Source organism: Mycobacterium sp. SVM_VP21 (assembly GCA_024758765.1).
GTDB lineage: Bacteria > Actinomycetota > Actinomycetes > Mycobacteriales > Mycobacteriaceae > Mycobacterium > Mycobacterium heraklionense_C.
In genome coordinates, this window is record CP101406.1 from 4096179 (window position 1) to 4118816 (window position 22638).

At 66.4% G+C, this 22638-nt stretch carries 23 protein-coding genes, 1 tRNA gene and 1 pseudogene; 8 read left to right on the plus strand and 17 right to left on the minus strand.

The genetic code is table 11. The annotated features are described in order from the left end of the window. Positions 1-46: 46 nt before the first annotated feature. The 5 genes from NM962_19230 to NM962_19250 form a co-directional block, all read right to left on the minus strand. A complete protein-coding gene (locus tag NM962_19230; GenBank protein UVO12014.1) occupies positions 47-1045 on the minus strand; it encodes a YafY family transcriptional regulator in 999 nt (332 codons plus the stop codon). Beyond that, positions 1042-2037 (minus strand): YafY family transcriptional regulator, encoded by a 996-nt coding sequence (locus NM962_19235; protein UVO12015.1) that lies wholly within the window; start codon positions 2035-2037, stop codon positions 1042-1044. Before NM962_19235 ends, NM962_19230 begins: the two co-directional genes overlap by 4 nt. A gap of 37 nt (positions 2038-2074) precedes the next feature. Further along, entirely contained in the window at positions 2075-2566 is a 492-nt protein-coding gene (locus NM962_19240; protein ID UVO12016.1) for a hypothetical protein, read from the minus strand. Positions 2567-2576: 10 nt separating this feature from the next. Next, on the minus strand, positions 2577-3935 hold the full coding sequence (gene pafA / locus NM962_19245; protein ID UVO12017.1) for a Pup--protein ligase: 1359 nt from the start codon (positions 3933-3935) through the stop codon (positions 2577-2579). 61 nt (positions 3936-3996) lie between these two features. Continuing rightward, the gene (locus NM962_19250; GenBank protein ID UVO12018.1) at positions 3997-4620 is read right to left on the minus strand and encodes a response regulator; all 624 of its coding nucleotides are present in this window, start codon (positions 4618-4620) and stop codon (positions 3997-3999) included. 80 nt (positions 4621-4700) lie between these two features. Between NM962_19250 and NM962_19255 the strand changes: the two genes are divergently transcribed. After that, a tRNA-Leu gene (locus NM962_19255) sits at positions 4701-4774 on the plus strand. Positions 4775-4822: 48 nt separating this feature from the next. On the opposite strand, the pseudogene NM962_19260 reads toward NM962_19255, so the two are convergent. Further along, a pseudogene (locus NM962_19260) lies at positions 4823-5044 on the minus strand (tyrosine-type recombinase/integrase). A 414-nt stretch (positions 5045-5458) separates the two neighbouring features. Here NM962_19260 and NM962_19265 point away from each other — a divergent pair. Further along, entirely contained in the window at positions 5459-5716 is a 258-nt protein-coding gene (locus NM962_19265) for a hypothetical protein (GenBank protein ID UVO12019.1), read from the plus strand. A 330-nt stretch (positions 5717-6046) separates the two neighbouring features. Here NM962_19265 and NM962_19270 read toward each other — a convergent pair whose 3' ends face one another. The 4 genes from NM962_19270 to NM962_19285 form a co-directional block, all read right to left on the minus strand. Further along, positions 6047-6616, minus strand: coding sequence for a hypothetical protein (locus NM962_19270; GenBank protein ID UVO12020.1), 570 nt, complete (start codon positions 6614-6616; stop codon positions 6047-6049). Between the two features lie 55 nt (positions 6617-6671). Then, positions 6672-7238: a site-specific integrase gene (locus NM962_19275; protein UVO12021.1), complete on the minus strand. Its 567-nt coding sequence runs from the start codon at positions 7236-7238 to the stop codon at positions 6672-6674. Positions 7239-8231: 993 nt separating this feature from the next. Continuing rightward, entirely contained in the window at positions 8232-8645 is a 414-nt protein-coding gene (locus NM962_19280) for a HicB family toxin-antitoxin system (protein ID UVO12022.1), read from the minus strand. 1 nt (position 8646) lies between these two features. After that, positions 8647-8862 (minus strand): type II toxin-antitoxin system HicA family toxin, encoded by a 216-nt coding sequence (locus NM962_19285; GenBank protein ID UVO12023.1) that lies wholly within the window; start codon positions 8860-8862, stop codon positions 8647-8649. Positions 8863-9117: 255 nt separating this feature from the next. On the opposite strand from NM962_19285, the gene NM962_19290 reads away from it, so the two are divergent. Together NM962_19290 and NM962_19295 are read left to right on the plus strand one after the other, a co-directional pair. Beyond that, positions 9118-10263 (plus strand): hypothetical protein, encoded by a 1146-nt coding sequence (locus NM962_19290; protein ID UVO12024.1) that lies wholly within the window; start codon positions 9118-9120, stop codon positions 10261-10263. A 257-nt stretch (positions 10264-10520) separates the two neighbouring features. Beyond that, positions 10521-10946 carry a S1 family peptidase gene (locus tag NM962_19295; protein UVO12025.1) on the plus strand — a complete coding sequence of 142 codons (426 nt, stop codon included), beginning with the start codon at positions 10521-10523 and terminating at the stop codon, positions 10944-10946. A gap of 210 nt (positions 10947-11156) precedes the next feature. Here NM962_19295 and NM962_19300 read toward each other — a convergent pair whose 3' ends face one another. Next, the gene (locus NM962_19300; GenBank protein ID UVO12026.1) at positions 11157-11483 is read right to left on the minus strand and encodes a YnfA family protein; all 327 of its coding nucleotides are present in this window, start codon (positions 11481-11483) and stop codon (positions 11157-11159) included. Positions 11484-11560: 77 nt separating this feature from the next. Here NM962_19300 and NM962_19305 point away from each other — a divergent pair, with 77 nt between their 5' ends. From NM962_19305 to NM962_19320, 4 genes are all read left to right on the plus strand, one after another. Further along, positions 11561-12871, plus strand: a complete 1311-nt coding sequence (locus NM962_19305; protein ID UVO12027.1) for an adenylate/guanylate cyclase domain-containing protein — start codon at positions 11561-11563, stop codon at positions 12869-12871. Between the two features lie 180 nt (positions 12872-13051). Beyond that, positions 13052-14305, plus strand: a complete 1254-nt coding sequence (locus NM962_19310) for an alpha/beta hydrolase (GenBank protein ID UVO12028.1) — start codon at positions 13052-13054, stop codon at positions 14303-14305. 49 nt (positions 14306-14354) lie between these two features. Then, entirely contained in the window at positions 14355-14945 is a 591-nt protein-coding gene (locus tag NM962_19315) for an HdeD family acid-resistance protein (protein UVO12029.1), read from the plus strand. 100 nt (positions 14946-15045) lie between these two features. After that, entirely contained in the window at positions 15046-15612 is a 567-nt protein-coding gene (locus NM962_19320; GenBank protein UVO12030.1) for a DUF4190 domain-containing protein, read from the plus strand. A gap of 56 nt (positions 15613-15668) precedes the next feature. Here NM962_19320 and NM962_19325 read toward each other — a convergent pair whose 3' ends face one another. From NM962_19325 to trpC, 6 genes are all read right to left on the minus strand, one after another. Further along, positions 15669-16547, minus strand: a complete 879-nt coding sequence (locus NM962_19325) for an acyl-CoA thioesterase II (GenBank protein ID UVO12031.1) — start codon at positions 16545-16547, stop codon at positions 15669-15671. Next, the gene (gene pyk, locus NM962_19330; protein UVO12032.1) at positions 16547-17965 is read right to left on the minus strand and encodes a pyruvate kinase; all 1419 of its coding nucleotides are present in this window, start codon (positions 17963-17965) and stop codon (positions 16547-16549) included. The genes NM962_19325 and pyk overlap by 1 nt, the downstream gene beginning before the upstream one ends. Positions 17966-18224: 259 nt before the next feature. Further along, entirely contained in the window at positions 18225-19742 is a 1518-nt protein-coding gene (lgt, locus tag NM962_19335; GenBank protein UVO12033.1) for a prolipoprotein diacylglyceryl transferase, read from the minus strand. Then, positions 19739-20512 carry a tryptophan synthase subunit alpha gene (trpA, locus tag NM962_19340; protein UVO14835.1) on the minus strand — a complete coding sequence of 258 codons (774 nt, stop codon included), beginning with the start codon at positions 20510-20512 and terminating at the stop codon, positions 19739-19741. The genes lgt and trpA overlap by 4 nt, the downstream gene beginning before the upstream one ends. 29 nt (positions 20513-20541) lie before the next feature. Further along, positions 20542-21810: a tryptophan synthase subunit beta gene (trpB, locus tag NM962_19345; GenBank protein UVO12034.1), complete on the minus strand. Its 1269-nt coding sequence runs from the start codon at positions 21808-21810 to the stop codon at positions 20542-20544. Beyond that, positions 21811-22629, minus strand: coding sequence for an indole-3-glycerol phosphate synthase TrpC (gene trpC, locus NM962_19350; GenBank protein UVO12035.1), 819 nt, complete (start codon positions 22627-22629; stop codon positions 21811-21813). Positions 22630-22638 lie beyond the last annotated feature (9 nt).

Consider the following 22638-nt stretch of genomic DNA (forward strand, 5'->3'; position numbering starts at 1 on the left):
GTTCAGCGAGGCTCGACGAAGGAGAGGCGAAGCTGGAACCGCCGCATTAACCGGGCGGTTCAGCGAGGCTCGACGAAGGAGAGGCGAAGCTGGAACCGTACATTGCCAGTGCGGCGGTCGAGGCGTCACGCACCCCGTCAACCACCGACTCCGGCGCCATCACCTGCACCTCGTCGCCCATACCGAGCAGCAGCCGGATCAGCCACTCCTGCGACGCGTACGTCAGCTGGGCTTCCCGCCAGCCGTCGGCCAGCTCGCCGAGGGCCTGCATCGGGTAGTACTCGAACATCCACGCCGCCGAGGGCGCGACCCGCACGATCGCGACCGGCAGTGACGGGTCGGCGTCGAACAGTGAGGTGTCGGTTTCGGCTTGGCGTGCCGGCTCCGGCGGCGCCGACGGCTCGTCGAGCAGCCGGGCGCCGTCGATGCGATCGAACCGGAACAGCCGCACCCCCTCGGATTCGCGACACCAGGCCTCCAAGTAACTGTGCGCGCCGATCAGCACCACCCGGATCGGGTCCACGATCCGCTGCGACACGCTGTCGCGCGATGCCGCGTAGTAGTCGATCGCCAGCGCTCGGTGTTGCTGGACGCCGTCGCGGACGACGTCTTGTCGGACAAAGTCGGCGGCCGACTCGTCGTGCGTGGCGGAGGTGGGCGCCACGGGTGCCGCAGCCCCGGCGGCCTCCTCGATCTTGGCGATCGCGCTGCGGGCGGCCCGCGGGTCGACGATGCCGGGCATGTCGACCAGGGTGCGCAAGGCCATCAGCATGGCCGTGGCTTCCCGCGAGGTCAGCCGCAGCGGCCGATCGACGCCGGCGGATTCGAACACGTCGAGACGGTCTTCGTAGAACGTCACGTCGATCAGTTCGCCGGGCCCGTAGCCGGGCAGGCCGCACATCACCAGCTGCTCCAGATCGGTCTGCAGCTGGCTGAGGCTCACGCCGAGTTCGGCGGCGGCCTGTTCCTTGCTGATCCCGGGGCGAGCCTTCAGATACGGCACCATGTTCAGCAGCCGGACCAGGCGTTTGGACAGCTGGGTCATACCGGCACCTCCCCCACGCGAGCGGTCAGGCGCGCCACCACGTCGTCGCGCAGCGAGGGCGGGTCCAACACGAGGGCGTCGGCCCCATATCCGGCGACCTCCCGGGCCAGCCGGTCATGGGTTCCCATGTCCACGCCGATGATGTCGCCGTCACGGCCGGCCAGCGCCTGCCGGCTCAATACCGTGCCGGCCCGGCGCAGCGCCACCGCGCGGCCATCGGCGACCCAGATGCGGGCCTGCAGCCCGCTGGGTGCATCGCCGACGGCGTCGGCGACGATCGCGCGCAGATCGGCGGTGTCGGGTCGGCTGACGGCATCGGTCGGCCCGATGGGGTGAACTTCCGGCGCGATCCTCGACATCCGGAAGGTGCGTACTGCGTTGCGGTCGCGATCGTGGCCCACCAGATACCAGCGTCCGGCGTGGGTGACCACTCCCCACGGCTCGACGGTGCGGGTGACATACGGCTCAACCGGTGAGGGGCGGTGCCCGAACTGCACGGCCTGCCCCGCCTGGACGGCGTCCATCAGCGCGCCCAGCGCCGGCTCGGCCCGGTGCATGCCCGGCAGCGCTGTCGGCGGCGCCACTAGCACGTCGGCCTGATTCGGGTCCACTTCGACGCCGGCGGCATGCAGCTTGGCCACCGCGCCCTCGGCGTTGGCACGCAACTCCGGGGACTGCCACAGCTGCACCGCGACCGCGACCGCGGCGGCTTCTTCGCGGGTCAGGTCGATGGCCGGCAGGGCGTAGGTGTCGGGGTTGATCCGGTAGCCGTCCACGGTGTCGAACCCGGACACTTTGCCGGTCTCCAGCGGAATGCCCAGGTCACGCAGTTCGTTCTTGTCGCGCTCGAACATCCGCGAGAACGCGTCGTCGCTGGGGCTGTCGCCGTAGCCGACCACGGTGGCTCGGATCTTCTCGGCGGTGAGGTAGCTGCGGGTAGCCAGCAACGCGATGACGAGATTGAGGAGTCGCTCGACTTTCGCGGTCGCCATGACAAGAAAGGATAAGGCTCGCGGGTTGGGTGGTCATTCAACTGTGGGTCGCCGGCGCGCATGTCATTCCCGGGAAGTCCCAGGTGCTGCACTGGTAATCCGAGAATTCAGGGTCTTCGGCGCGTGGCTCGCCCGGACGGTCGGTACGAGCCGTCATCTTGGCGCCGTAGACACCCGGGTACAGCGGCATTAGCCGCTCGTCGTTGGGGAACGCAACCGAGAAGCTGTCGCCGTTGTGCACCGCACGGGTTTCGGAGTAGGTGAGGGTGTGCGACGGACCAGCCAACTCCAGCGGCGCGCCGGAGGCGGTCAAGTGCATTTGCAGGGTCAGCGGCGTGCCGGGCAGATCGGTCCGGCAATCGCTGACGTCGACGCGGCTGCCCATGTAGTCGGCACCGTTGACCGAGTAGACGAACGGCTTTGCCACCCTGAACTGGCAGATGACCACGCTGTCGGCGTGCGCGGCCGGTGAGCCGGCCAACGCTATGCCTAGCGGGATGAGCGCGGCCAGGCCGCTGAGCTGAGTCATCGCTGGTGCGCTACATGCTGGCGATCAGGCGCTTGACCCGCTCGTCGACCGACCGGAAGGGGTCCTTGCACAGCACGGTGCGCTGGGCCTGGTCGTTGAGCTTGAGGTGCACCCAATCGACGGTGAAGTCGCGGCCGGCTGCCTGTGCGGCACTGATGAATTCGCCGCGCAGCTTGGCGCGGGTGGTCTGCGGCGGGGTGTCGACGGCCTCGTCGACGTCCTCGTCGGTGGTGACGCGGGTGGCCAATCCCTTGCGCTGCAGCAGATCGAACACCCCGCGCCCGCGCTTGATGTCGTGATAGGCCAGGTCCAACTGGGCGATCTTGGGATCGGACAGCTCCATGTTGTAGCGATCCTGGTAGCGCTGGAACAGCTTTCGCTTGATCACCCAGTCGATCTCGGTGTCCACCTTGGCGAAGTCCTGGGTTTCGACGGCGTCGAGCTGGCGGCCCCACAAATCGATGACCTGCTCAAGCTGCGGGTTGCTGGCTCGGGTCTGGACGTACTCCACGGCCCGCCCGTAGTACTCGCGCTGGATGTCCAGAGCACCGGCTTGGCGTCCGCCGGCCAGGCGTACCGGGCGCCGGCCGGTGACGTCGTGGCTGACCTCGCGGATCGCCCGGATCGGGTTGTCCAGCGAGAAGTCCCGGAAGGACACCCCGGCCTCGATCATCTCCAGCACCAGCGCCGCGCTGCCCACCTTGAGCAGGGTCGAGGTCTCGGACATGTTGGAGTCGCCGACGATGACGTGCAGGCGCCGGTACTTCTCGGCGTCGGCGTGGGGTTCGTCGCGGGTGTTGATGATCGGCCGGGATCGGGTGGTGGCGCTCGAGACGCCTTCCCAGATGTGCTCGGCACGCTGGGACAGGCAGAACGTGGCGGCCTTGGGGGTCTGCAGCACCTTGCCGGCGCCGCAGATCAGCTGGCGGGTGACCAGGAACGGCAGCAGCACGTCGGAGATCCGGGAGAACTCCCCGGCCCGCACGATCAGGTAGTTCTCGTGGCAGCCGTAGGAGTTGCCGGCCGAATCGGTGTTGTTCTTGAACAGGTAGATGTCGCCGCCGATGCCCTCATCGGCCAGCCGCTGCTCGGCGTCGATCAGCAGGTCTTCGAGTACGCGTTCACCGGCCCGGTCGTGAGTGACCAGCTGAATCAGGTTGTCGCACTCGGCGGTGGCGTACTCGGGGTGACTGCCGACATCCAGATACAACCGAGCTCCGTTGCGCAGGAACACATTCGAGCTACGTCCCCAAGACACCACCCGGCGGAACAGGTAGCGCGCCACCTCGTCGGGCGACAACCTCCGATGACCGTGGAAGGTGCAGGTGACACCGAACTCAGTCTCAATGCCCATGATTCTGCGCTGCACGTCATCGAGCGTACTGGTTGAACCAGCGCGGCGGGGCTCAGCTCCGCTGGTGGCGTGGCGGTCAGGCCGGTGGGTTGACCGGGGCCTCGACGTTTTCCAGCACCACTTCGGCCACCTGCCGCATGGTGGTCCGCTTATCCATCGCCGCGCGCTGAATCCACTTGAAGGCCTCGGGCTCGGTGAAGCCGTGCGCGGTCTGCAGCACGCCCTTGGCCCGCTCCACGAGCTTGCGGGTTTCCAGCTGGTCGGACAGGTTGCTGACCTCGCGTTCCAAAGCGGTGATCTCCTCGGCCCGGCTGAGCGCCAATTCGATGGCCGGGACCAGGTCACCGGCGGTGAACGGCTTGACCAGGTAGGCCATCGCCCCGGCGTCGCGGGCGCGTTCGACCAGGTCGCGCTGGCTGAACGCGGTCAGGATGACGATCGGTGCGATCCGCTTGGCGGCGATCTCCGAGGCCGCGTCGATGCCGTCGCGGCGCGGCATCTTCACGTCGAGGATCACCAGATCCGGGCGCAGCAGCTCGGCCAGCTCGACGGCTTCTTGACCGTCGCCGGCCTCGCCCACCACCTCGTAGCCTTCTTCGCGCAGCATCTCGGCGAGATCCAGCCGGATCAGCGCCTCATCCTCGGCGATCAGCACCCGTCGGGTGGGGCGTGGGCTGCTGTCGGACGTCGGGTCGGTCATCCCCCTATTCTGTCGTGGCTGCCGGCTGGGGCAACCCCGAGGGGCATCGTCTAAGGTAGGAAGCCGCGCGTCAGCGCGGGGCCCTCGTATCCCAACTGGCAGAGGAAACGGATTCAAAACCCGTGCAGTGTGAGTTCGAATCTCACCGAGGGCACTCAAGTTGTATCGACATATTGGCTGGTAGACGAGGTTTTAGCGGTAGCTAGCTGCCGATATCTGCCCTCCGTGCCCACATTTTGCCCACACTTTCGTCTAACTTGTCGGCAACAGCGGTGAGATCGTCGTCGAATAGGTCGGCGTAAACGTCCAGGGTCATGGCCGCCGAGGCGTGCCCCAACATCCGCTGCACCACCTTTACGTTCGCGCCGGCCGAGATCGCCAGAGACGCCGCCGTGTGCCGCAACGCATGTGCGGTCACCCGCGGGAATACCGGCGTAGTCGCCTCGCCGCTGTCGCTGGCCTTGATCTCCTTGGCCCGAGAAAGAAGCCAAGCTGCAGGTCATCGCGCACCTGTCCGAGCAGATCCCGCACTACGCACTGAGCGACAACGCCAACCTCGAGCAGTTCGTCGCCGACGAAATGCTCTACGGGCTGCAGGTCGCCATCGAGAACCAGGTTGTCAACGGCAACGGCACCGCGCCAGCGCTGCGAGGCATCCTGGCAACCTCGGGAATCCAGACCCAGACATTCGCCACCGACATCCTGACCTCGATCCGCAAGGGCATCGCCAAGCTCGAATCGCAGGGCATGAGCGCCGACCTGCTGATCATCTCCGCGACAGACTGGGAAGCCCGTCGAGCTGCTCTCGGTCACCGAGGGGGCGACCGACGTTCGCGGCGTGCCGGTCGATGCGACCGCCCGCCGCCTGTGGGGAGTGCAGGCCGTCTTGTCCACGGTGCTGCCGGCCAAGACGGCGGTCCTGCTCGACGGCAGCGCGGTCAGCGTCGACCACGATGGCAACATCGACACCCGCTGGTCGGATGCGGTGTCCGACGACTGCTCGAAGAACTACCTCCGCTGCCGTGTTGAGGGCCGGTTCGGCGTCAGTGTGTACCGGCCCCTCGGCGTCGTGTCGGTCGGTACCGCCGCGGCATAGAACCGGGTAGCGGAGGGCGCTCAGAAGCTGACCGGACCGGCCGTGGGCCATCTCCTCCCATCGGTCGGTCACAGCACCGGACAGCGCTCAGCGCCCGCCGCCAACCCTCACCGGAAGCAAAGGAAACCACCAGTTGCCCCTACAGCACCACCGCACTGCGCGCTCGGATCGCGATCCGAGATCGACTCGGCCCCAACCTAATTCATGCATGCATCATGCATATCCATGCATAAAACGTGCCGCGCCAGCAAGCTCCAGCAAACTTGGTCGCCCCGCCAGCAAACGACCAACGGGCTCTGACGGTGTTTATGCATGGGTTATGCATCACCGTCAGATTCCGTGGCAGCCGTCCTTGAGCACCAGGCCGACGACCAACGAGGCTTCGTCGTAGTCGTTGTAGATGCCCCGGTCGACCAGGGTCAACGCCAGGTCCACCGGTTGCATCTGCGGGTACTGGTAGTGCAGTGAGCAGATGATCGGCTCGGCGATCCGCGCCTGCGGTGTAGCCAGCGGCGGCACCGACGTCGTTGCAGCTGTTGGTGGGGCCGGCGGCACGGCGGCGACCGGCGGCGGGGCGACAGGCTCAGGCGGAGGCGCCGCGACCGGCGGCGGAGGGGTCGTGGAGGCTGCCGGTGCAGGGACAGCCGGCTCCGGTGGCGCGGTGGTGCGGCTGAGGAAGAACGCCGCAGTCGCCATCATCACGCCGGCCGCGAGCAGCGCCAACCCGACGATCCATGCTGGCCGAACCTGCGGTGGCCGGTAGTCGACGACGGGCATGCTGCTGGTGTGGTCGCTGTAGGCCACCGGGCCAGCTGCCGCGGTCACGGCCGGGTCCAGCTCAGTGGTGGGCAACGGCGCGTCGGCCGGTGCCTCCTGAGTCGCGTCATCATCGACAGCCATGACTCGTTTCCTCTCTCGCGTAACGTCTGAACGGTAGTACGTCGACCCCCGCCGCCTACCTGATTTCCCTGCGCTCGGACGCCTCCAGTCGCTCGGCCGCAGCGAGCAGCTCGGCCGCTTGACTTCGGAGATCCTCGATCGTCGTCCCTGCATCGACCTTGGACGGCTCCATTGTTGCCAGGCCGAACGGATCGAGCAGCTGAATCCCCTTGGCGCGCTGCTCGTCTGCGATAGCGGTGTAGACAGCTGTCGACGAGAGGTTCTGGTGCCGCATCAACGTCTGCACGGTGCGCAGATCGACGCCGGCCCGAACCGGGGCGGTCCCGAACCAATGCCGCAGACAGTGCGCTGAGCCGGGTACGCCGACGCGCACCATCGCATCCTTGATCGTTCCCGATACCGACTCGCGCCGCTGGTGGCCGCGATCGGGCCCCGGAAACCATGGGCCCTTGCGTGGCATCTGGTAGGCGATCTCAACGACAAGATGATGGATCGGCAGAGTTGCGGTCACGCCGCCCTTACCGGTCACGATCATCGTCCGGTCGATCAAGTCCAGGTGCTCACCCTTGACCTTGGCGATCTCGTGAGCGCGTAAGCCCTCCATGGCGCCCAGGAGGACCATTGCTCGAGTTCGGCGATGCATCCGCGAGCGCAGCAGGCGTCGAATGTTCTCGTCGGAGACTGGGCGAGGTTCGCCGCGAGGCCGCTTCGGCCGGCCTACCTTCGCCATTGGGTTGTCGGCGCGGTACTCCATCGTGGCGAGCCACCGAAACCACGCCGCCACGGCCGTGTAGTACGTCCACCGTGTGTTCATGGACCAGTCGCCCGAAGCAAGCCATCCCGAGGTCTGATCTGGCCGCATCGACTCAGGGGCGGCTTTCGCCCACTCAGCACAGCGCAGAACCGCGGTGACACGCTCGTCGACAGTGCGCCCCGACAAAGACTGGCCTCGCTGCCAGATTCGCCACTCGACCACGCGCACCGGAAGCAAGTCTGGTACTACCTGGCGGTCCTCGTACCAGTAAGGTGCCCGCGCACTGTCATCGACCAGCTGGACGACCGGGCGGCTCACACAGTGCTGCCGCCTGGTCGATCAGGTCCGCGGCGGCGACGAGCTGACGCGCGAGCTCCCGCGCTTGCCGCGCCGTCCACCCGCTGTCGGGTTCCTCAGTACCGAAGATCCGCGGTTCCGACCGCAGCACCCGGCCGGCAACCACCTCGTCCTCGCAACCGATGTGTAGGCAGCAGTCACCGAGACTGCGACTCCACATGCAGGCATACCCGCCGCCGGCCGCCGCGGTGCATGCAACCCAGTCCGGTTCAGTGCCTGGTAGGCACCAGCCCGGTGCGGGTGTGGCAGGCCCGACATCAAGGGGATGGTGGGGTGGCGTCTGGATCATTGGTGTTCCTCTCGGTCGAAATCGGATTGATCTGTTCGTCAACCTCGTCGACCAGCTGCCCACGCCGTGCCCACATTCTGCCCACAGTTACAGATAACTCAGGTGATCTGCTGTGATGTAAATGTGCAGGTAAACGGGTGTCCGGCCCGCTGATCAGCGGCTCGAAAACAGTTCGAATCTCACCGAGGGCACCCACGGAACCACCGGTATTTCGGCTATGCGGAGATGAGCTGCTGGGCGCGCTGGAATGACACCCCCAGCACCACGCCGACATCACGGACAGCGACCCCGTGCGCCGCGAGACTACGCGCAAGGCAGCGCGCCTCCTCCTGAGCGGCGGCTGCGAGCTGATCCGCCCGCTTTTTGTCGCGGGCAACCTTCTCGGCCGCGGCGGTGACGTCGATCCCCTCGACTCTGATCGCGATCGTCACGCCGACCTCGGAAGGTGCCGAGTCCGTCACGGTGCAGATGAAATCGACCGCTTCGCCAGGCACATCGGCGAGCCGGCGGGCCTGGGTGCTGGTGCTGAGGTTGACCGCACCGTCAGCGCCGACGCGCCCGTTGAGCTCTGGCACGTCGATCATCCACCACCTGTCGTCGCGGGTGACGTCGACGTCGTAGGTGTGCATGTCAGTCCTCCTTGCAGTTGGTGGAGCAGGTCTGGATCGCGGTGTCGACCTGGCGGCGGACGCCCGGGCTAATGGTGCGGTGTCCGTCGGCCAGGGAGACGCTGTAGTTGCCATGCGGGCAGGTCCACATGGTGTGGCTGCCTTTGCCGGGGCGCGAGGCGAAGCCCGCCCTCTTGAGCTGCTTGACGATTTCTCGTGTCGGCGCCGGCGCGATCACCACCTTAGTCTATAGCGCTAGACTATTTATAGTCAATCGAGATAGACAAATAATGCGGCTGATGAACCAAGCGGCCGCCGCGTCACCGTAACCGGACAAGTCCGTCGCGTGTGCGGGCAACCTTCGACCGCTGGGAATTTGCTTGGAGGACAGCCGCGTCAACTTGATCCCTGAGGAAGCTGGCCTAAGCTCAGTCAACCTTCGTAATGCCTCAATTCCGGCTCAGGTTCGCGCGCAAGCAATGGAGGGGACCCGATGGCCAACAATGCCCAACGTTGGGCTGCCGGTGTGACTTTGGCGGGTGGAGCAGCGGTCGCTGCGGCGATGATCGGAGCCGCCGGAATGCCGGCGGCCCGCGCCGATTCCATTGATGACCCGTTGACTCAGGCTGAGGGCAACTTCAACGATGCTGCCACCCGCTATTCCGGTATCGATGCTTCGCTGCTTCCAGCACATCAGGCGGCGAATATAGGAGTTGAAGTATCGGATCTGCACAACCAAGCCGACCTGGTCTCGCAAATTCAGTCTCAACAGGACGGGCTATCTGAAACTCTGCAAACCAACCCGCAGCTCGCCGCTGCCGACAACCAACTCGCCACGGCCTCCGGCGATCTGCTCTCAGCGGTGAACGCCTCCGTCAATGCCGCTGACGCGGGCGACTACGCGACGGGGGCCACCCTGTCTGGTGAAGTAACCGGATACTTCGACAGACTTAATCTGGCCGGCACTGAGATTTTTCAAGTCCTCCCCGCCGAACTCAATGCCGAGTTCACGACCCTGTTCGTAGGATTCCCCAAGGTGGAACCCATCACCGTGCCAGCGGGTATAGCGACCGGCGCCGACAGTACGGCCCTTGCTTCCTCCGTAACCGGCACTACCCCGGCTGGCTTGTTAAGCGACGCAACCACAAACTACATCGACGCCAACCACCTATTGTCCGAGCTTCCCGCCAGCAGCTTCGGTCAATATGCGCCGGCGTTGGCCACCGCAATACAGTTTGACGACAGCACGTTGCAGAACATTGCAAACGTGGGATCGGCGGAGGCAGCGCTGTCGTCCTACGACAATGGTGCACTGTCCGAACTTTTGACCCCGCTGTTCACCAGCGTGAATCAAAGCTGGGATCAAGCCAGTGAGGCTGCACTCGCCGCGGACCAAGCCGTGGGGAACGTAGTCGGCAGCGGTTCAACGGCAGATATCACTGCGGCGATGATCGGCATCTCGGGACCCGAGTACGACGCCATCGGATCGACTATCCAGTCGGAATTCATCGACCTTGGGGCTCACTTCCTGACCGGTGGTGATTTCACCTCGATCGGAGACCTCGCCTCTGGTTTCGACCCCGCGTCTGCTATTGACCCGTCGATGTTTGCCGACCTGTCGTCATCGATCGGGCTGTAGCCCTGCGCATGGTCGCAAGGTTCGCGGCGATTCTTGCCGCTGTGATCGTTCTGATAAGCGCAGCGACCGGTATCGCCGCAGCAGACAGCCCAGCACTGCTCGGCGGCGGCGCAGGAATAATGGTCGACGGCACTTACTGCACATTGACCACGATTGGTCACGACTACTCCGGCGGGCTGCTTGGATTGACCGCATCAAGTTGCGGGGGTCCCAATAGCCCGGTCGACATCGAAGGCGGACCTGCCGGCGTCGGAACCGTGGTCGACGCCAACAATGACTTGGGCTACGCGGTAATCAAGTTCGACCCGGCCAAGGTAGCCCCGACCGCAAATTTCGCCGGGTTCCCAATCAACGGCATCGGTCCAGACCCCAACCGCTTTGGACAGCCGGTGTGCACACAAGGCGGCGCTACCGGTTTCGGCTGCGGCACCTTTAAGTTCGGAGGCCCCAAGCCGGGGTTCGTCGCAGCTAACGTACCGGCGTGGCAACCAGGCGACGACGGGGCACCGGTGACCGTCAATGGCCAGCTCGTCGGCATGACCCGCACGGGCTCGACTACCGCTGTTCTTGGCCCGATTCCCGAGATGAGCACCCATATCGGTTTCACCTTATTCAGCGCGATCCTGAACGACGTCAACGCCAAAGGCGGTCCTGGTGCCGGATTTTCGCCGGTTCCGCCTTAAGGGGCGGTCGTCGTGTAGCTGTGGCAGTGCGCATCCTCTCTACCCGGAATGCCCGGTACCGCCCACGAGGGAGGTGTCCCGACCGCGGCGGCGATCGCCGCCGCCGCATCGACCAACACCATGCGAATTCTTCTCATGACCCGGACCCCGTCACCGCCACCGCCACCGCCACCGACATCTTTTCTCGACTCACCACCGCTCGCATCGAGATCAGCGCGGCGAATACATGATCACGCCCACCCCGATCAGACAGATCAGCGCACCCAGGACGTCAGCACGGTCGGGCCGGAACCCGTCGAACGCCATCCCCCACGCCAGCGAGCCGGCGACGAACACCCCACCGTAGGCGGCCAAGATCCGGCCGAACTGGGCGTCGGGCTGCAGCGTGGCCACGAAGCCATAGAGCCCCAGGGCGATCACCCCGGCGCCGGCCCACAGCAGGCCGCGGTGCTCTCGCACTCCCTGCCACACCAGCCAGGCCCCGCCGATCTCGGCGACGGCAGCCAACACGAACAGCGCGATGGAACGCATCACCATGAGCGCTGACCCTAGACGCAAGCCTCCGACCTGGTGAAACCACCAACGGCCCAGCTCACCGGATTAGGCTGTCGCTTGTGTCCGTCAAGCGGTTCCTCGCGGTGCCGGCCGAGGCCCAGAGCCCCTACCGGCGCACCCATTGCATACCGGCCCGGACCCGCCATTACGCGGCGCGACTGTCGCAGCGGCTGCGGATCCTCAAGGTGTCCGCGGCGCTGGCCGCGACCATCAGTGCGGGCTGGGGAATGCTGGAGATCTGGGCCGACCCCACCTACTGGTGGATCGGTGCCCTCAACCTGGTGGCCGCCGCCGCCCTGGCCCTGACCCCGCTGCTCTACCGCTACGGCGAGCTGATCGCACCGCTGACCTTCGTCGCCATCGCCTATCTGACGACGTCCGTCGTCTGCTGGGTGGTGGGAACGGGGTCGGGCATGCAGTTGTACTTCCTAGCTGCGGCCTCGATCAGCGTGCTGATTCTGGGTGTGGACCGGATCAAGCTGGCCGCCGTCGTCGCCGGCATCGGTGCGGCGCTGACCATCGCCCTGCAGTTCACAGTTCCCGCCGACAACCTGCACCAGCCGGCGTGGCTGCACAACCTGTCCTACGTGCTGGTGGTCGTCTCGGCATGCTTCATGGTGGTCGCCACGGTCTGGTTCGCGCTGCGCGAGATCTCCCACGCCGAAGCGGCGATGGAGGCTGAATACGAACGGTCCGAGGCCCTGCTGGCCAACATCTTGCCCACGGCGGTCGCCGATCGCCTGAAGAACCCGGCGGTGGACGTGATCGCCGACAGCTACCCGGACGCCTCGGTGCTGTTCGCCGACATCGCCGACTTCACCCGACGGGCCAGCCAGACCGACCCGGGCCAGCTGGTCGAGTTCCTCAACGAGCTCTACAGCGGGCTGGACCGGCTCGTCGATCAGCACGGCCTGGAGAAGATCAAGACCAGTGGTGACTCCTACATGGTGGTCAGTGGAGTTCCCGACCCCAGACCGGATCATCTGCATGCGCTGGCGCGGCTGGCGCTCGACATCGCCGCCACCGTCGCCGAGCTGCGCGATCCGTTGGGCCGGCCGGTGTCGCTGCGGATCGGGCTGGCCACCGGGCCGGTAGTGGCCGGCGTGGTCGGCAACCGCCGGTTCTTCTACGACGTGTGGGGCGACGCGGTGAACCTCGCCTCCCGGATGGAGTCGACCGGCGCGCAGGACCGCATCCAGGTGCCGCAAGCGGTCCACGAGCGACTCAACGACGACTTCGTGTTCGAGGAGCGCGGCGACGTCGACGTCAAGGGCAAGGGCGTCATGCGCACCTGGTTTCTGGTCAACGCCCGTACCCCGACCTCCCACGGCCCGGCGCCCCGATCTCTGTCGGCGACCCCAGCGGGCTGACCCGGTGGTTCAGCGAGCCTCGACGCAGGAGAGGCGAAGCTGGGACCGCCGCACAGACCGGGTGGTTCAGCGAGCCTCGACGCAGGAGAGGCGAAGCTGGGACCGCCGCACAGACCGGGCCCTTCGGCCGGCTTCGGTAGGGTGCCGAAAGCAGGTCGTCCCACAACGCTAAGGAGCGCAATGCGAAGGCTTTTGGCCGTGCTCGGTTCGCTGGCCGGTCTGGCCACCACCCTCAACGGGTATCGCCCGCTGACCAAGCGCGGTTATCCGTCGCTGTACGCATTTGCCTTCGGCCTGTTCGCTTCGGAGCTGCCGTTGCAGCTCATCGCCGGCCAGTCCGCGGCGTTGGCGGCGGTGAGCCGGCGGCTGTCACCGCGGGCTCGGCGGACCACCTGGCTGCTGTCGGCGATCTCGTGGCTGGGCCTGTTGGGGCTGAACTACGCCGGGCGTACCGCCAATAAGCCGCTGACCGCGGCACTGGACGCCGAACTCGGTGCGGGACGACGCACCGAAAGCCGGGACCTGTGGAAGCGGCCGGGCCCGGACGCGGAAATCGCCAAGGCACCCGGTGTGGTGCGCATGATGCGGGTCTACCAGGACTATGCCACCGACTCCGACATCCCTTACGGCGAATACGGCGGCCGCAACACCCTCGATGTGTGGCGGCATCGCGACCTCCCCCGCGATGGTCGCGCACCGGTTCTGCTGCAGATTCCCGGCGGGGCCTGGATGGTGGGAAGCAAACGCGGCCAAGCACATCCGCTGATGTCCCACCTGGTGGAACGCGGTTGGGTGTGTGTGTCGATCAACTACCGGCTGAGCCCACGCTCCACCTGGCCCGACCACATCATCGACGTCAAGCGCGCCCTGGCGTGGACCAAGGCGCACATCGCCGACTATGGCGGCGACCCGGATTGGGTCGCGGTGACCGGAGGCTCCGCAGGTGGTCACCTGTGCGCCCTGACCGCGCTGACCGCCAACGATCCGCGTTTCCAGCCGGGTTTCGCCGACGCCGATACCAGCGTGCGGGCGGCGGTCCCGTTCTACGGGATCTACGACTTCACCGGCGAGACCGGATTGCACCCGTTGCTGACGCCGGCATTGGGGGCCTACGTGTTCAAGCAGAGCCGGCGGCGCTTCCCCGACACCTACCGCGACGCGTCCCCGATGACGTACTTATCTGCAGAGGCGCCACCCTTTTTCGTGCTGCACGGAACCAATGATTCGTTGGTGCCGGTGGAGCAGGGCCGCGCATTTGCCGACCGGCTACGGGAAGCCAGCACGAGCCCGGTGGTCTATGCCGAGTTGCCCTTGGCCCAGCATGCTTTCGACATCTTCGGCTCGCCCCGGGCTGCGCATACAGCGGTAGCCGTCGAGCAATTCCTAGCCGAGATCTATGCGAGGCAGACCATGCAGGTCGTCTCCGGTCGCTGAAGAGGACCAATACCCGGCCGGAAAGCGACATCTGTGCCAGACTGCGGCCATGGAAACATCGGTTTCGAACCTGCTGCCGAATCTGTGGAAGTCGACACTAGTTTCTGGTGTCTTGGCCCTCGTCTTGGGCGTACTGGTCTTGGTCTGGCCGGGACGGTCCATCCTCGCCGCTGCTGTGCTGTTCGGTGTGTATCTGGTCGTCACCGGCATCGCGCAGTTGATCTTCGCTTTCAGCCTGCCCGTCATGTCTGCCGGCGGACGGGTGTTGCTGTTCCTCAGTGGCACCGCGTCGGTGATTCTGGCGGTCCTGTGTTTCCGTCACTTCAACTCCGACGAAGAAGCCCTGGCGGTGTTGCTGCTGGCCATCTGGGTCGCGGTCGGCTTCATCTTCCGCGGGGTGGCGACCGCCGTGGCGGCCATCAGCGACCCGGCGCTGCCGGGCCGGGGCTGGCAGATCTTCATGGGCGTGGTCAGCCTGTTGGCTGGTCTGGTGACTTTGGCGTCACCGTTCGCGTCGCTGTGGGTGCTGGCGTTGGTCGTTGGCAGCTGGCTGATCGTCATCGGCATCGTCGAGATCGTCACCGCGCTCAAGATTCGGAGCGCATCCCACAACGTCGCTACCGCGCTGTCGGAAGGGTAGCCGAGACAGACGGACCGCGGCCTGTTCGCCCAGTCGCGGGTACCCTTGGGTTCTGACCTATTTTGATACCTGCGTGAAGCTCTGATCTGGAGTCTGCTCAATGCCCGAGTCCGGCATGCCCTCGCTATCGCCTGAGTCTCAGCAATCCTGGCCGTCACCCGGTCCCAGCTATCCCCCGCCGCCGGGCTATCCCTACTCCTATCCGGCGCCCGGGCAATACCCCGGCTACCCGCCGCCTGCGGCGCCTCCAGTGCTCAAGAATGGTGTGGGCATCGCGGCCCTGATCGTGGCGATCGCCGGCATCGTGACCGCGTTGTCGGTGATCGGTGGCGTGGGATTAGGCCTGGCAGCGGTGGTGCTCGGCATCATCGGCCGTGGCCGCGCCAAGCGCGGCGAGGCCGACAACGGCGGCGTCGCTCTTGCTGGGATCGTGTTGGGTGCGCTGGCGGTGATCGCCGGTATCGGCTGCATCTTCGTCTACGTCGGCATCTGGCGGACCGCCGGCGCCGGCGACTACGTGGCGTGCATGTCGAAGGCCGGTTCGGACACCGACGCCCAGCAGCAGTGCACCGAACGGTTCCGTGAGCACTTCGAGAACACCTTCGGCAGCGGTGCCGACGCACCCATGGTGCAGGAGGAATCCGACTCCGCGCTGATGCCGGCCTAGCGGGAACTGCGAGCGCGGCGCAGCCGGGCGACGCAGGTTCCCGCCAGCGATCTATATCAGCGCTTCGAGCTCGGGAAGTACTTCAGCACGCCTTCTTGCGTGACGGTGGCTAACAGTTGCCCGGATCGGTCGAAGAAGTGTCCGGTGCCCAAACCGCGGGAGTCCGCCGCCACCGGCGACGATGTCGCGTACAGCACCCAGTCGTCGAACCGAATCGGCCGGTGAAACCACAGCGTGTGGTTGGCACTGGCCGCGAAGATCCGGTCGAAGCCCCATGACAGCCCGTGGGTGGTGATGATCGAGTCGAGCACCGTGGTGTCCGACGAATAGACCATCATCGCGGTGTGCAGCACGGGGTCCTCGGGGATAACCCCGTCGGCCTTGACCCAGACTCGGTTGTGGCCCAGTTGACCACCCTTGTTGCGCATCACCCAGGCCGGGTCGTTGGTGTAGCGCCACTCGATCGGGTGCGGCGCCTTGACGAAGCCCGGGACGACTTCCTCGTAGCCGTTGAGCAGTTCGCGCAGTCGGGGCAACGACTCGGGCTCGGCGACCGTGGGCGCCTCGATGCTGTGCTCCAGCCCGCTCCCCCCGGAGAGGTAGGAGACCATCGACGTCGCGATCAAAGTGTCACCCTGCAGCGCGTCGACGCGGCGGTTGGCGAACCGGCGTTCGTCGCGCAGCCGGTGCACCCGGAATTCGATGTCGCGGGCCGGATCACCACCGTTGATGAAGTGGACCGACAGTGCACCGGGCGGCAGGTGCTCGGCCACGGTGCGGCTGGCGGCGACGAACGACTGCGCCATCAACTGGCCGCCGAACGTGCGCAACGGCGTCTTGCTCGGGTGCGATCCGACGAACACGTCGTCATCGGCACTCTTGAGATCCAGTACGGCCAGCAGCTCCTCGAGATCCGTGTTCGGCTCGGCCGTCACTAGATGTCGTCCTCCCCGAGACGGTGCACGTGGATCATGTTGGTCGAGCCCTCGGTTCCCGGCGGAGCGCCCGCGACGATCACCATCAGATCACCGCGCTCGTAACGACCCAGGTCGAGCAGCGCCTTGTCCACCTGGCGGATCATCCCGTCGGTCGTGTGTGCCTGCGGGACGATGAAAGTCTCAGTCCCCCAGGTCATCGCCAACTGGCTGCGGATCTCGGGCAGTGCGGTGAACGCCAGCAACGGCAGCGGGGTGTGCAGTCGGGCCAGCCGCCGCACGGTGTCACCCGATTGGGTGAACGCCACCAATGCCTTGGCATCCAGGCGTTCACCGATCTCGCGTGCCGCGAACGAGATCACGCCCCGCTTGGTACGCGGCACGTGCGTCAACGGCGGTGCCGCCGTGGAGTTCTGCTCCACCGCGCAGATGATCCGGCTCATGGTGCGCACGGCATCCAGGGCGTGCTTGCCCACCGCGGTCTCCCCGGACAGCATCACCGCGTCGGCGCCGTCGAGCACCGCGTTGGCCACGTCGGAGGCCTCCGCCCGAGTGGGCCGGAAGTTCTCGATCATGGACTCCAGCATCTGGGTCGCCACGATCACCGGGCGCGCGTTCTCGCGTGCCACCTGGATGACGCGCTTCTGCACCAGCGGCACCTCTTCGAGTGCCAGTTCCACACCTAGGTCACCGCGAGCCACCATGACCGCGTCAAAGGCCAGGACCACGGCCTCGAGATTCTCGATGGCCTCCGGCTTCTCCATCTTGGCGATCACCGGGACGCGACGGCCGACCCGGTCCATCACCTCGTGCACCAGTTCCACGTCCGACGGCGAGCGCACGAACGACAGCGCCACGATGTCGACGCCGAGCTCCAGCGCGAACTCCAGGTCCTCGATGTCCTTCTCGGACAGCGCCGGCGCGGAGACGTTCATGCCGGGCAGCGAAATGCCCTTGTGGTTGCTGACCGGACCGCCCTCGGTGACCGTGCAGACCACGTCGTCACCGTCGATGTGTTCCACCACCAGGCCGACCTTGCCGTCGTCGACCAGCACCCGGTCGCCCGGAGCGGCATCAGCGGCCAACTGCTTGTAGGTGGTCGACACCCGGTCGTGGTCGCCGGGGCAGTCGGAGACGGTGATCCGCACCGTCTCACCGTTGGCCCAGTAAACGGGTCCGTCGGCGAAACGCCCCAACCGGATCTTGGGGCCCTGCAGGTCGGCAAGCACACCGACCGCCCGGCCGGTCGCATCCGAGGCGGCACGCACCCACTCGTAGGACGCCTGGTGGTCTTTGTGATCACCGTGGCTGAAGTTCAGGCGGGCCACGTCCATGCCCGCGTCGACCAGTGCCCGGACCATCTCCGCGGAGTGAGTCACGGGACCAAGAGTGCAGACGATCTTTCCGCGTCTATTCACGGCGCCAGCATAGTCGGGCCGGCTGAGTCGACTCCCTCAGGAATGGTTGCCGCCAACGAAAAACCGTGTGACGCACGGGTGCGCCGGTCGGTCAGGTGCCGTCGCGCAGCGGTCGACCGCACCAGGCCCAGCCCGGTGTGGCGCAGATGTACGCGACCGAACCCCAGGAATCCGAAGAACGCCAACAGCTGCAACAGTGCCGCGGTGACTTTCGCCCCCGGCGAATAGGGCGGCGGCGGGTAGGACGTCTAGCCCGCTGTCAGTGCTGGTCAGCCTCGTCCGAGACGTCCGGTTCTTCGGATTCGCCCGACTCATCCGAGTCGTCTCGGTCAACCGGTTCGTCCGACTCCTCCGAATCGGCTTCGACGGCTTCGGGTTCGTCGGCCACCTCGTCAACGGGATCGTCGAGGTGTTCGGCGTCCTCAGAGTCGTCGGATTCTTCTGCGACGTCGCTGTCCGGCTCGGAATCAACCGCTTCGTCTTCGTCGACGTCCGTCACCGCTTCGGGCTCGGCCGACTCCTCGGCTGCATCCTCCTGCGTGACCTCCGGCTCCGCGGAGTCCTCAGCGTCGTCAGCCGGCTCGGCCTCGGCTAGCTCCTCGTCGCCGCCGTCCTCGGCCTTCTCGTCGGCCTCGTCGGCGTCCTCAACGGGGGCTTCCTCGTTGGCGTCGCCGCCGTCCTGGGCCTCCGACTCTTCCTCGTCGGAAGCCTCGGGCTCGGCGTCGCCGGCATCCGCTGAATCGGCTTCACCGGTAAGCCTTTTCGGCACCCGAACCACTGAGCCGACGCCGTTGGCGACGCCGGCCGCCACCAGCTCTTTGTCGTCGGACTCTTCGGGCTCTTCGTGGGGCTCGACTTCGGGCTCCGCCTCTACAGCAGCGTCTTGGTCGGCGGTCTCCTCGGGTTGCCAAGCTCGACGGATGGCTTCGGGATGTTCGCGACCCTTGGTTGCGAGCAGGATGTATACCACCGCTCCGATGAAGACGAACGTCGACGTGAACGAGTTGACCCGAATACCGGCGATATGGGTCGCCGCATCGTCACGCAGCAGCTCAATGCCGAACCGGCCGATGCAGTAGCCGGCGACGTAGAGCGCGAACAACCGTCCGTGCCCCATCCGGAACCGTCGGTCGGCGTAGATCAGCACGAGGAACACCACGAGGTTCCACAACAATTCGTACAAGAACGTGGGTTGGACGATCTTGTAGAGCTCGCCGGTCGACACCCCGTCAAGCAGGTGTGGGTCGCGGACCCCGGCGGCGTCTTCGCGCCAGAAGATCTCCAGGCCCCACGGCAGCGTTGTCTCCCGGCCGTAGAGCTCCTGATTGAAGTAGTTCCCGATCCGCCCGATCGCCTGCGCCAACACGATCCCGGGCGCGACGGCGTCACCGAACGCCGGCAGGGAGATCCCGTGGCGACGGCAGCCGATCCACGCACCGACCCCACCGAGGGCCACCGCGCCCCAGATTCCCAGGCCGCCATCCCAGATCCGTGGCGTCGCTTCCCATCCGACGCCGCCCTCACCGAAGTAGGTCCGCCAGTCGGTCATCAGGTGATAGAGCCGACCACCGATCAGCCCGAACGGCACCGCCCACAACGCGATGTCATAGATGACGCCCGGTTCGCCGCCACGGGCCCGCCACCGGCGATCGCCGAGGAGCAGGGCGACGACGATGCCGATGATGATGCACAGCGCGTAGGCCCGGATCGGCACCGGTCCGAGGTGCCAGACACCGCGGGCGGGACTGGGGAAATAGGTCAGCCAATCCAACGTCATTGCGTTGAAACCTTTTGCCGCACACCCGAAGCAAGCTCTTGCGTCAACGCCCGAAGCTCGGCCAGACCATCGGCGAGTGCGGTGACCAGAGCCGAACCGACGATGACGCCGTCGGTGTAGGCACCGATCTCGGCGGCCTGCGCGCCCGAGCGCACGCCCAGCCCCACGCCGACGGGAATGTCGGAGACCTCGCGCACCCTGGCCACCAGTTCCGGCGCCGCGTTCGATACCGTGTTGCGGGCGCCGGTGACACCCATCGTGGAGGCGGCGTAGACAAATCCGCTGGTCGCTTTGACGGTCTCGGACAGTCGCTGCGGCGTCGAGGAAGGCGCCACCAGGAAGATCCGATCCAGTGCGTGCTGTTCGGAGGCGGCCAGCCAGTCATCTGCCTCGTCGACGATCAGGTCCGGGGTGATCAGACCCAGCCCACCGGCCGATGCCAGGTCGCGAGCAAACGCGTCGACGCCGTAACGCAGCACCGGGTTCCAGTACGTCATCACCACGGCACGTCCGCCGGCCTTTGTGATGGCCTCCACCGCGGTCAGCGTGTCGCGCACCCGCACTCCGCCCTGCAGGGCGGTCTCGGTGGCGCGTGCGATGGTCGGGCCGTCCATTCCGGGATCGGAATAGGGCACGCCGACTTCGATGAGGTCACAACCGGATTCGACGAGGGTGGTCAACGCGGCGATGGAGCCCGGCACGTCCGGGTAGCCGGTCGGTAGATAGCCGATCAGCGCGGCGCGGCCCTCGGCTCGGCACGCGGAGAACATCGGGGCCAGCCGGTCGCCGGCGTGGTCGCTCACGACCCATCTCCTGCCTCGTCGAACAGACCGAACCACTTGGCCGCGGTCTCCACGTCTTTGTCGCCGCGACCGGACACGTTGACCACGATGACCTTGCCAGGTCCCAGCTCGGTCGCCAGCTTGAGCGCTCCGGCCACCGCGTGTGCTGATTCGATTGCCGGAATGATTCCCTCAGTGCGGCAGAGGATTCCGAACGCATCCATCGCCTCGGTGTCGGTGATCGGCCGGTATTCGGCGCGGCCGGTCTCACGCAGCCAGGCGTGCTCCGGGCCCACACCCGGGTAATCCAGACCGGCCGAGATCGAGTGCGACTCGATGGTCTGACCGTCCTCGTCCTGCAGCAGGTAGGAGAACGATCCCTGGAAGGCGCCCGGTGTCCCTCCGGCGAATGTCGCGGCGTGCCGGCCGGTGTCGACGCCGTCGCCGCCGGCCTCGAACCCGACCAGTCGGACCGCGGGATCGTCGAGAAACGCGTGGAAGATGCCGATAGCGTTCGACCCGCCGCCCACACACGCCACCACGGCGTCGGGAAGACGACCCGCCATCTGTTGGATCTGAACGCGCGTCTCCAGGCCGACGATCCGCTGGAAGTCACGCACCATGGTCGGGAACGGGTGCGGCCCGGCCGCGGTGCCGAAGCAGTAATAGGTGCGGTCGGCGTTGGTGACCCAGTCCCGGAAGGCTTCGTTGATGGCGTCCTTGAGGGTCTGCGAACCGGATTCGACCGAAATCACTTCGGCGCCCAGCAGCCGCATCCGTGCCACGTTGAGCGCCTGACGACGAGTGTCGACGGCACCCATGTAGATCACGCATTCCAGGCCGAGCAACGCGCACGCGGTGGCAGTGGCAACCCCGTGCTGACCGGCGCCGGTCTCGGCGATCACTCGGGTCTTGCCCATGTGTCGCGCCAGCAGAGCCTGCCCGAGCACGTTATTGATCTTGTGAGAACCGGTGTGGTTCAGGTCTTCTCGCTTGAGGAAGATACGGGCCCCGCCGGCATGCGCGGTCAGACGCTCGGCCTCATACAGCGGTGAGGGCCGGCCGGTGTAGTGCGTCTGCAGGTCGTCGAGGGTGTCCAAGAACGCCGGGTCGTTGCGCACCTTGTCGTAGGCGGCGGTGACCTCTTCGATGACCGCCATCAGCGCTTCGGCGACGTAGCGGCCTCCGTAGACACCGAAGTGCCCACGGGCATCGGGGTCGTGCGCGGTCGGCTCAGCCACTCCGGCGCTGGCACGCGGTAGGCGTGGGTGCGAGGTGTCTGACATTTAGCGAGCCGACTTCGGGCAGGACGGATGCTTACCCGCACTGACCAAATCGGCAACGGCCGCCCGCGGGTCGCCACTGGTGACCAGTCCCTCGCCGACCAGGACAGCGTCCGCACCGGCACCGGCGTAGGCCAGCAGGTCCGCGGTGCCCCGCACCCCGGACTCGGCGATCTTGACCACCTCGGTGGGCAGCCCGGGTGCGATCCGCGCGAAGCAGTCGCGGTCGACCTCCAGCGTGGTCAGGTCACGCGCATTGACGCCGATCACCTTGGCGCCGGCGGTCAATGCCCGGTCGGCCTCTTCTTCGGTGTGTACCTCGACCAGTGCGGTCATGCCGAGTGACTCGGTGCGATCCAGCAGGGATTCCAGTGCCTGTTGCTCAAGCGCCGCCACGATCAGCAGCAGCATGTCTGCGCCGTGGGCGCGGGCCTCATGAATCTGGTACGGCCGCACGATGAAGTCCTTGCGCAGCACCGGAACCGACACCGCGGCGCGTACCGCGTCCAGGTCGGCCAGCGAGCCGTTGAACCGGCGCTGTTCGGTCAGCACGCTGATCGCACGGGCCCCGCCATCGGCGTAAGAACTGGCCAGCTCCGCGGGGTCGGCGATGGGCGCCAACTGGCCCTTGGAGGGGCTCGCGCGCTTCACCTCAGCGATGACGGCGATGCCGGGCTCACGCAGTGCGGCCATCACGTCGCGCGGCGGCGGCATGGCCTCCGCCGCTGCCTTGACTTCCGCGAGCGGGACGAGGGCCTCTCGGGCGGCAAGGTCGGCGCAGACTCCCTCAATGATGGAGTCGAGCACGGATGCCGAAGTCATGACTGCCGC

Excerpts from the sequence above, each read along its gene's own strand:
- NM962_19230 (UVO12014.1), bottom strand. The coding sequence starts at position 1,045 with ATGACCCAGCTGTCCAAACGCCTGGTCCGGCTGCTGAACATGGTGCCG.
- NM962_19235 (UVO12015.1), bottom strand. The coding sequence starts at position 2,037 with ATGGCGACCGCGAAAGTCGAGCGACTCCTCAATCTCGTCATCGCGTTG.
- NM962_19240 (UVO12016.1), bottom strand. The coding sequence starts at position 2,566 with ATGACTCAGCTCAGCGGCCTGGCCGCGCTCATCCCGCTAGGCATAGCG.
- NM962_19250 (UVO12018.1), bottom strand. The coding sequence starts at position 4,620 with ATGACCGACCCGACGTCCGACAGCAGCCCACGCCCCACCCGACGGGTG.
- NM962_19270 (UVO12020.1), bottom strand. The coding sequence starts at position 6,616 with ATGGCTGTCGATGATGACGCGACTCAGGAGGCACCGGCCGACGCGCCG.
- NM962_19275 (UVO12021.1), bottom strand. The coding sequence starts at position 7,238 with ATGGTCCTCCTGGGCGCCATGGAGGGCTTACGCGCTCACGAGATCGCC.
- NM962_19280 (UVO12022.1), bottom strand. The coding sequence starts at position 8,645 with ATGCACACCTACGACGTCGACGTCACCCGCGACGACAGGTGGTGGATG.
- NM962_19290 (UVO12024.1), top strand. The coding sequence starts at position 9,118 with ATGGCCAACAATGCCCAACGTTGGGCTGCCGGTGTGACTTTGGCGGGT.
- NM962_19300 (UVO12026.1), bottom strand. The coding sequence starts at position 11,483 with ATGGTGATGCGTTCCATCGCGCTGTTCGTGTTGGCTGCCGTCGCCGAG.
- NM962_19310 (UVO12028.1), top strand. The coding sequence starts at position 13,052 with ATGCGAAGGCTTTTGGCCGTGCTCGGTTCGCTGGCCGGTCTGGCCACC.
- NM962_19315 (UVO12029.1), top strand. The coding sequence starts at position 14,355 with ATGGAAACATCGGTTTCGAACCTGCTGCCGAATCTGTGGAAGTCGACA.
- NM962_19320 (UVO12030.1), top strand. The coding sequence starts at position 15,046 with ATGCCCGAGTCCGGCATGCCCTCGCTATCGCCTGAGTCTCAGCAATCC.
- lgt (UVO12033.1), bottom strand. The coding sequence starts at position 19,742 with ATGACGTTGGATTGGCTGACCTATTTCCCCAGTCCCGCCCGCGGTGTC.
- trpA (UVO14835.1), bottom strand. The coding sequence starts at position 20,512 with ATGTTCTCCGCGTGCCGAGCCGAGGGCCGCGCCGCGCTGATCGGCTAT.
- trpB (UVO12034.1), bottom strand. The coding sequence starts at position 21,810 with ATGTCAGACACCTCGCACCCACGCCTACCGCGTGCCAGCGCCGGAGTG.
- trpC (UVO12035.1), bottom strand. The coding sequence starts at position 22,629 with ATGACTTCGGCATCCGTGCTCGACTCCATCATTGAGGGAGTCTGCGCC.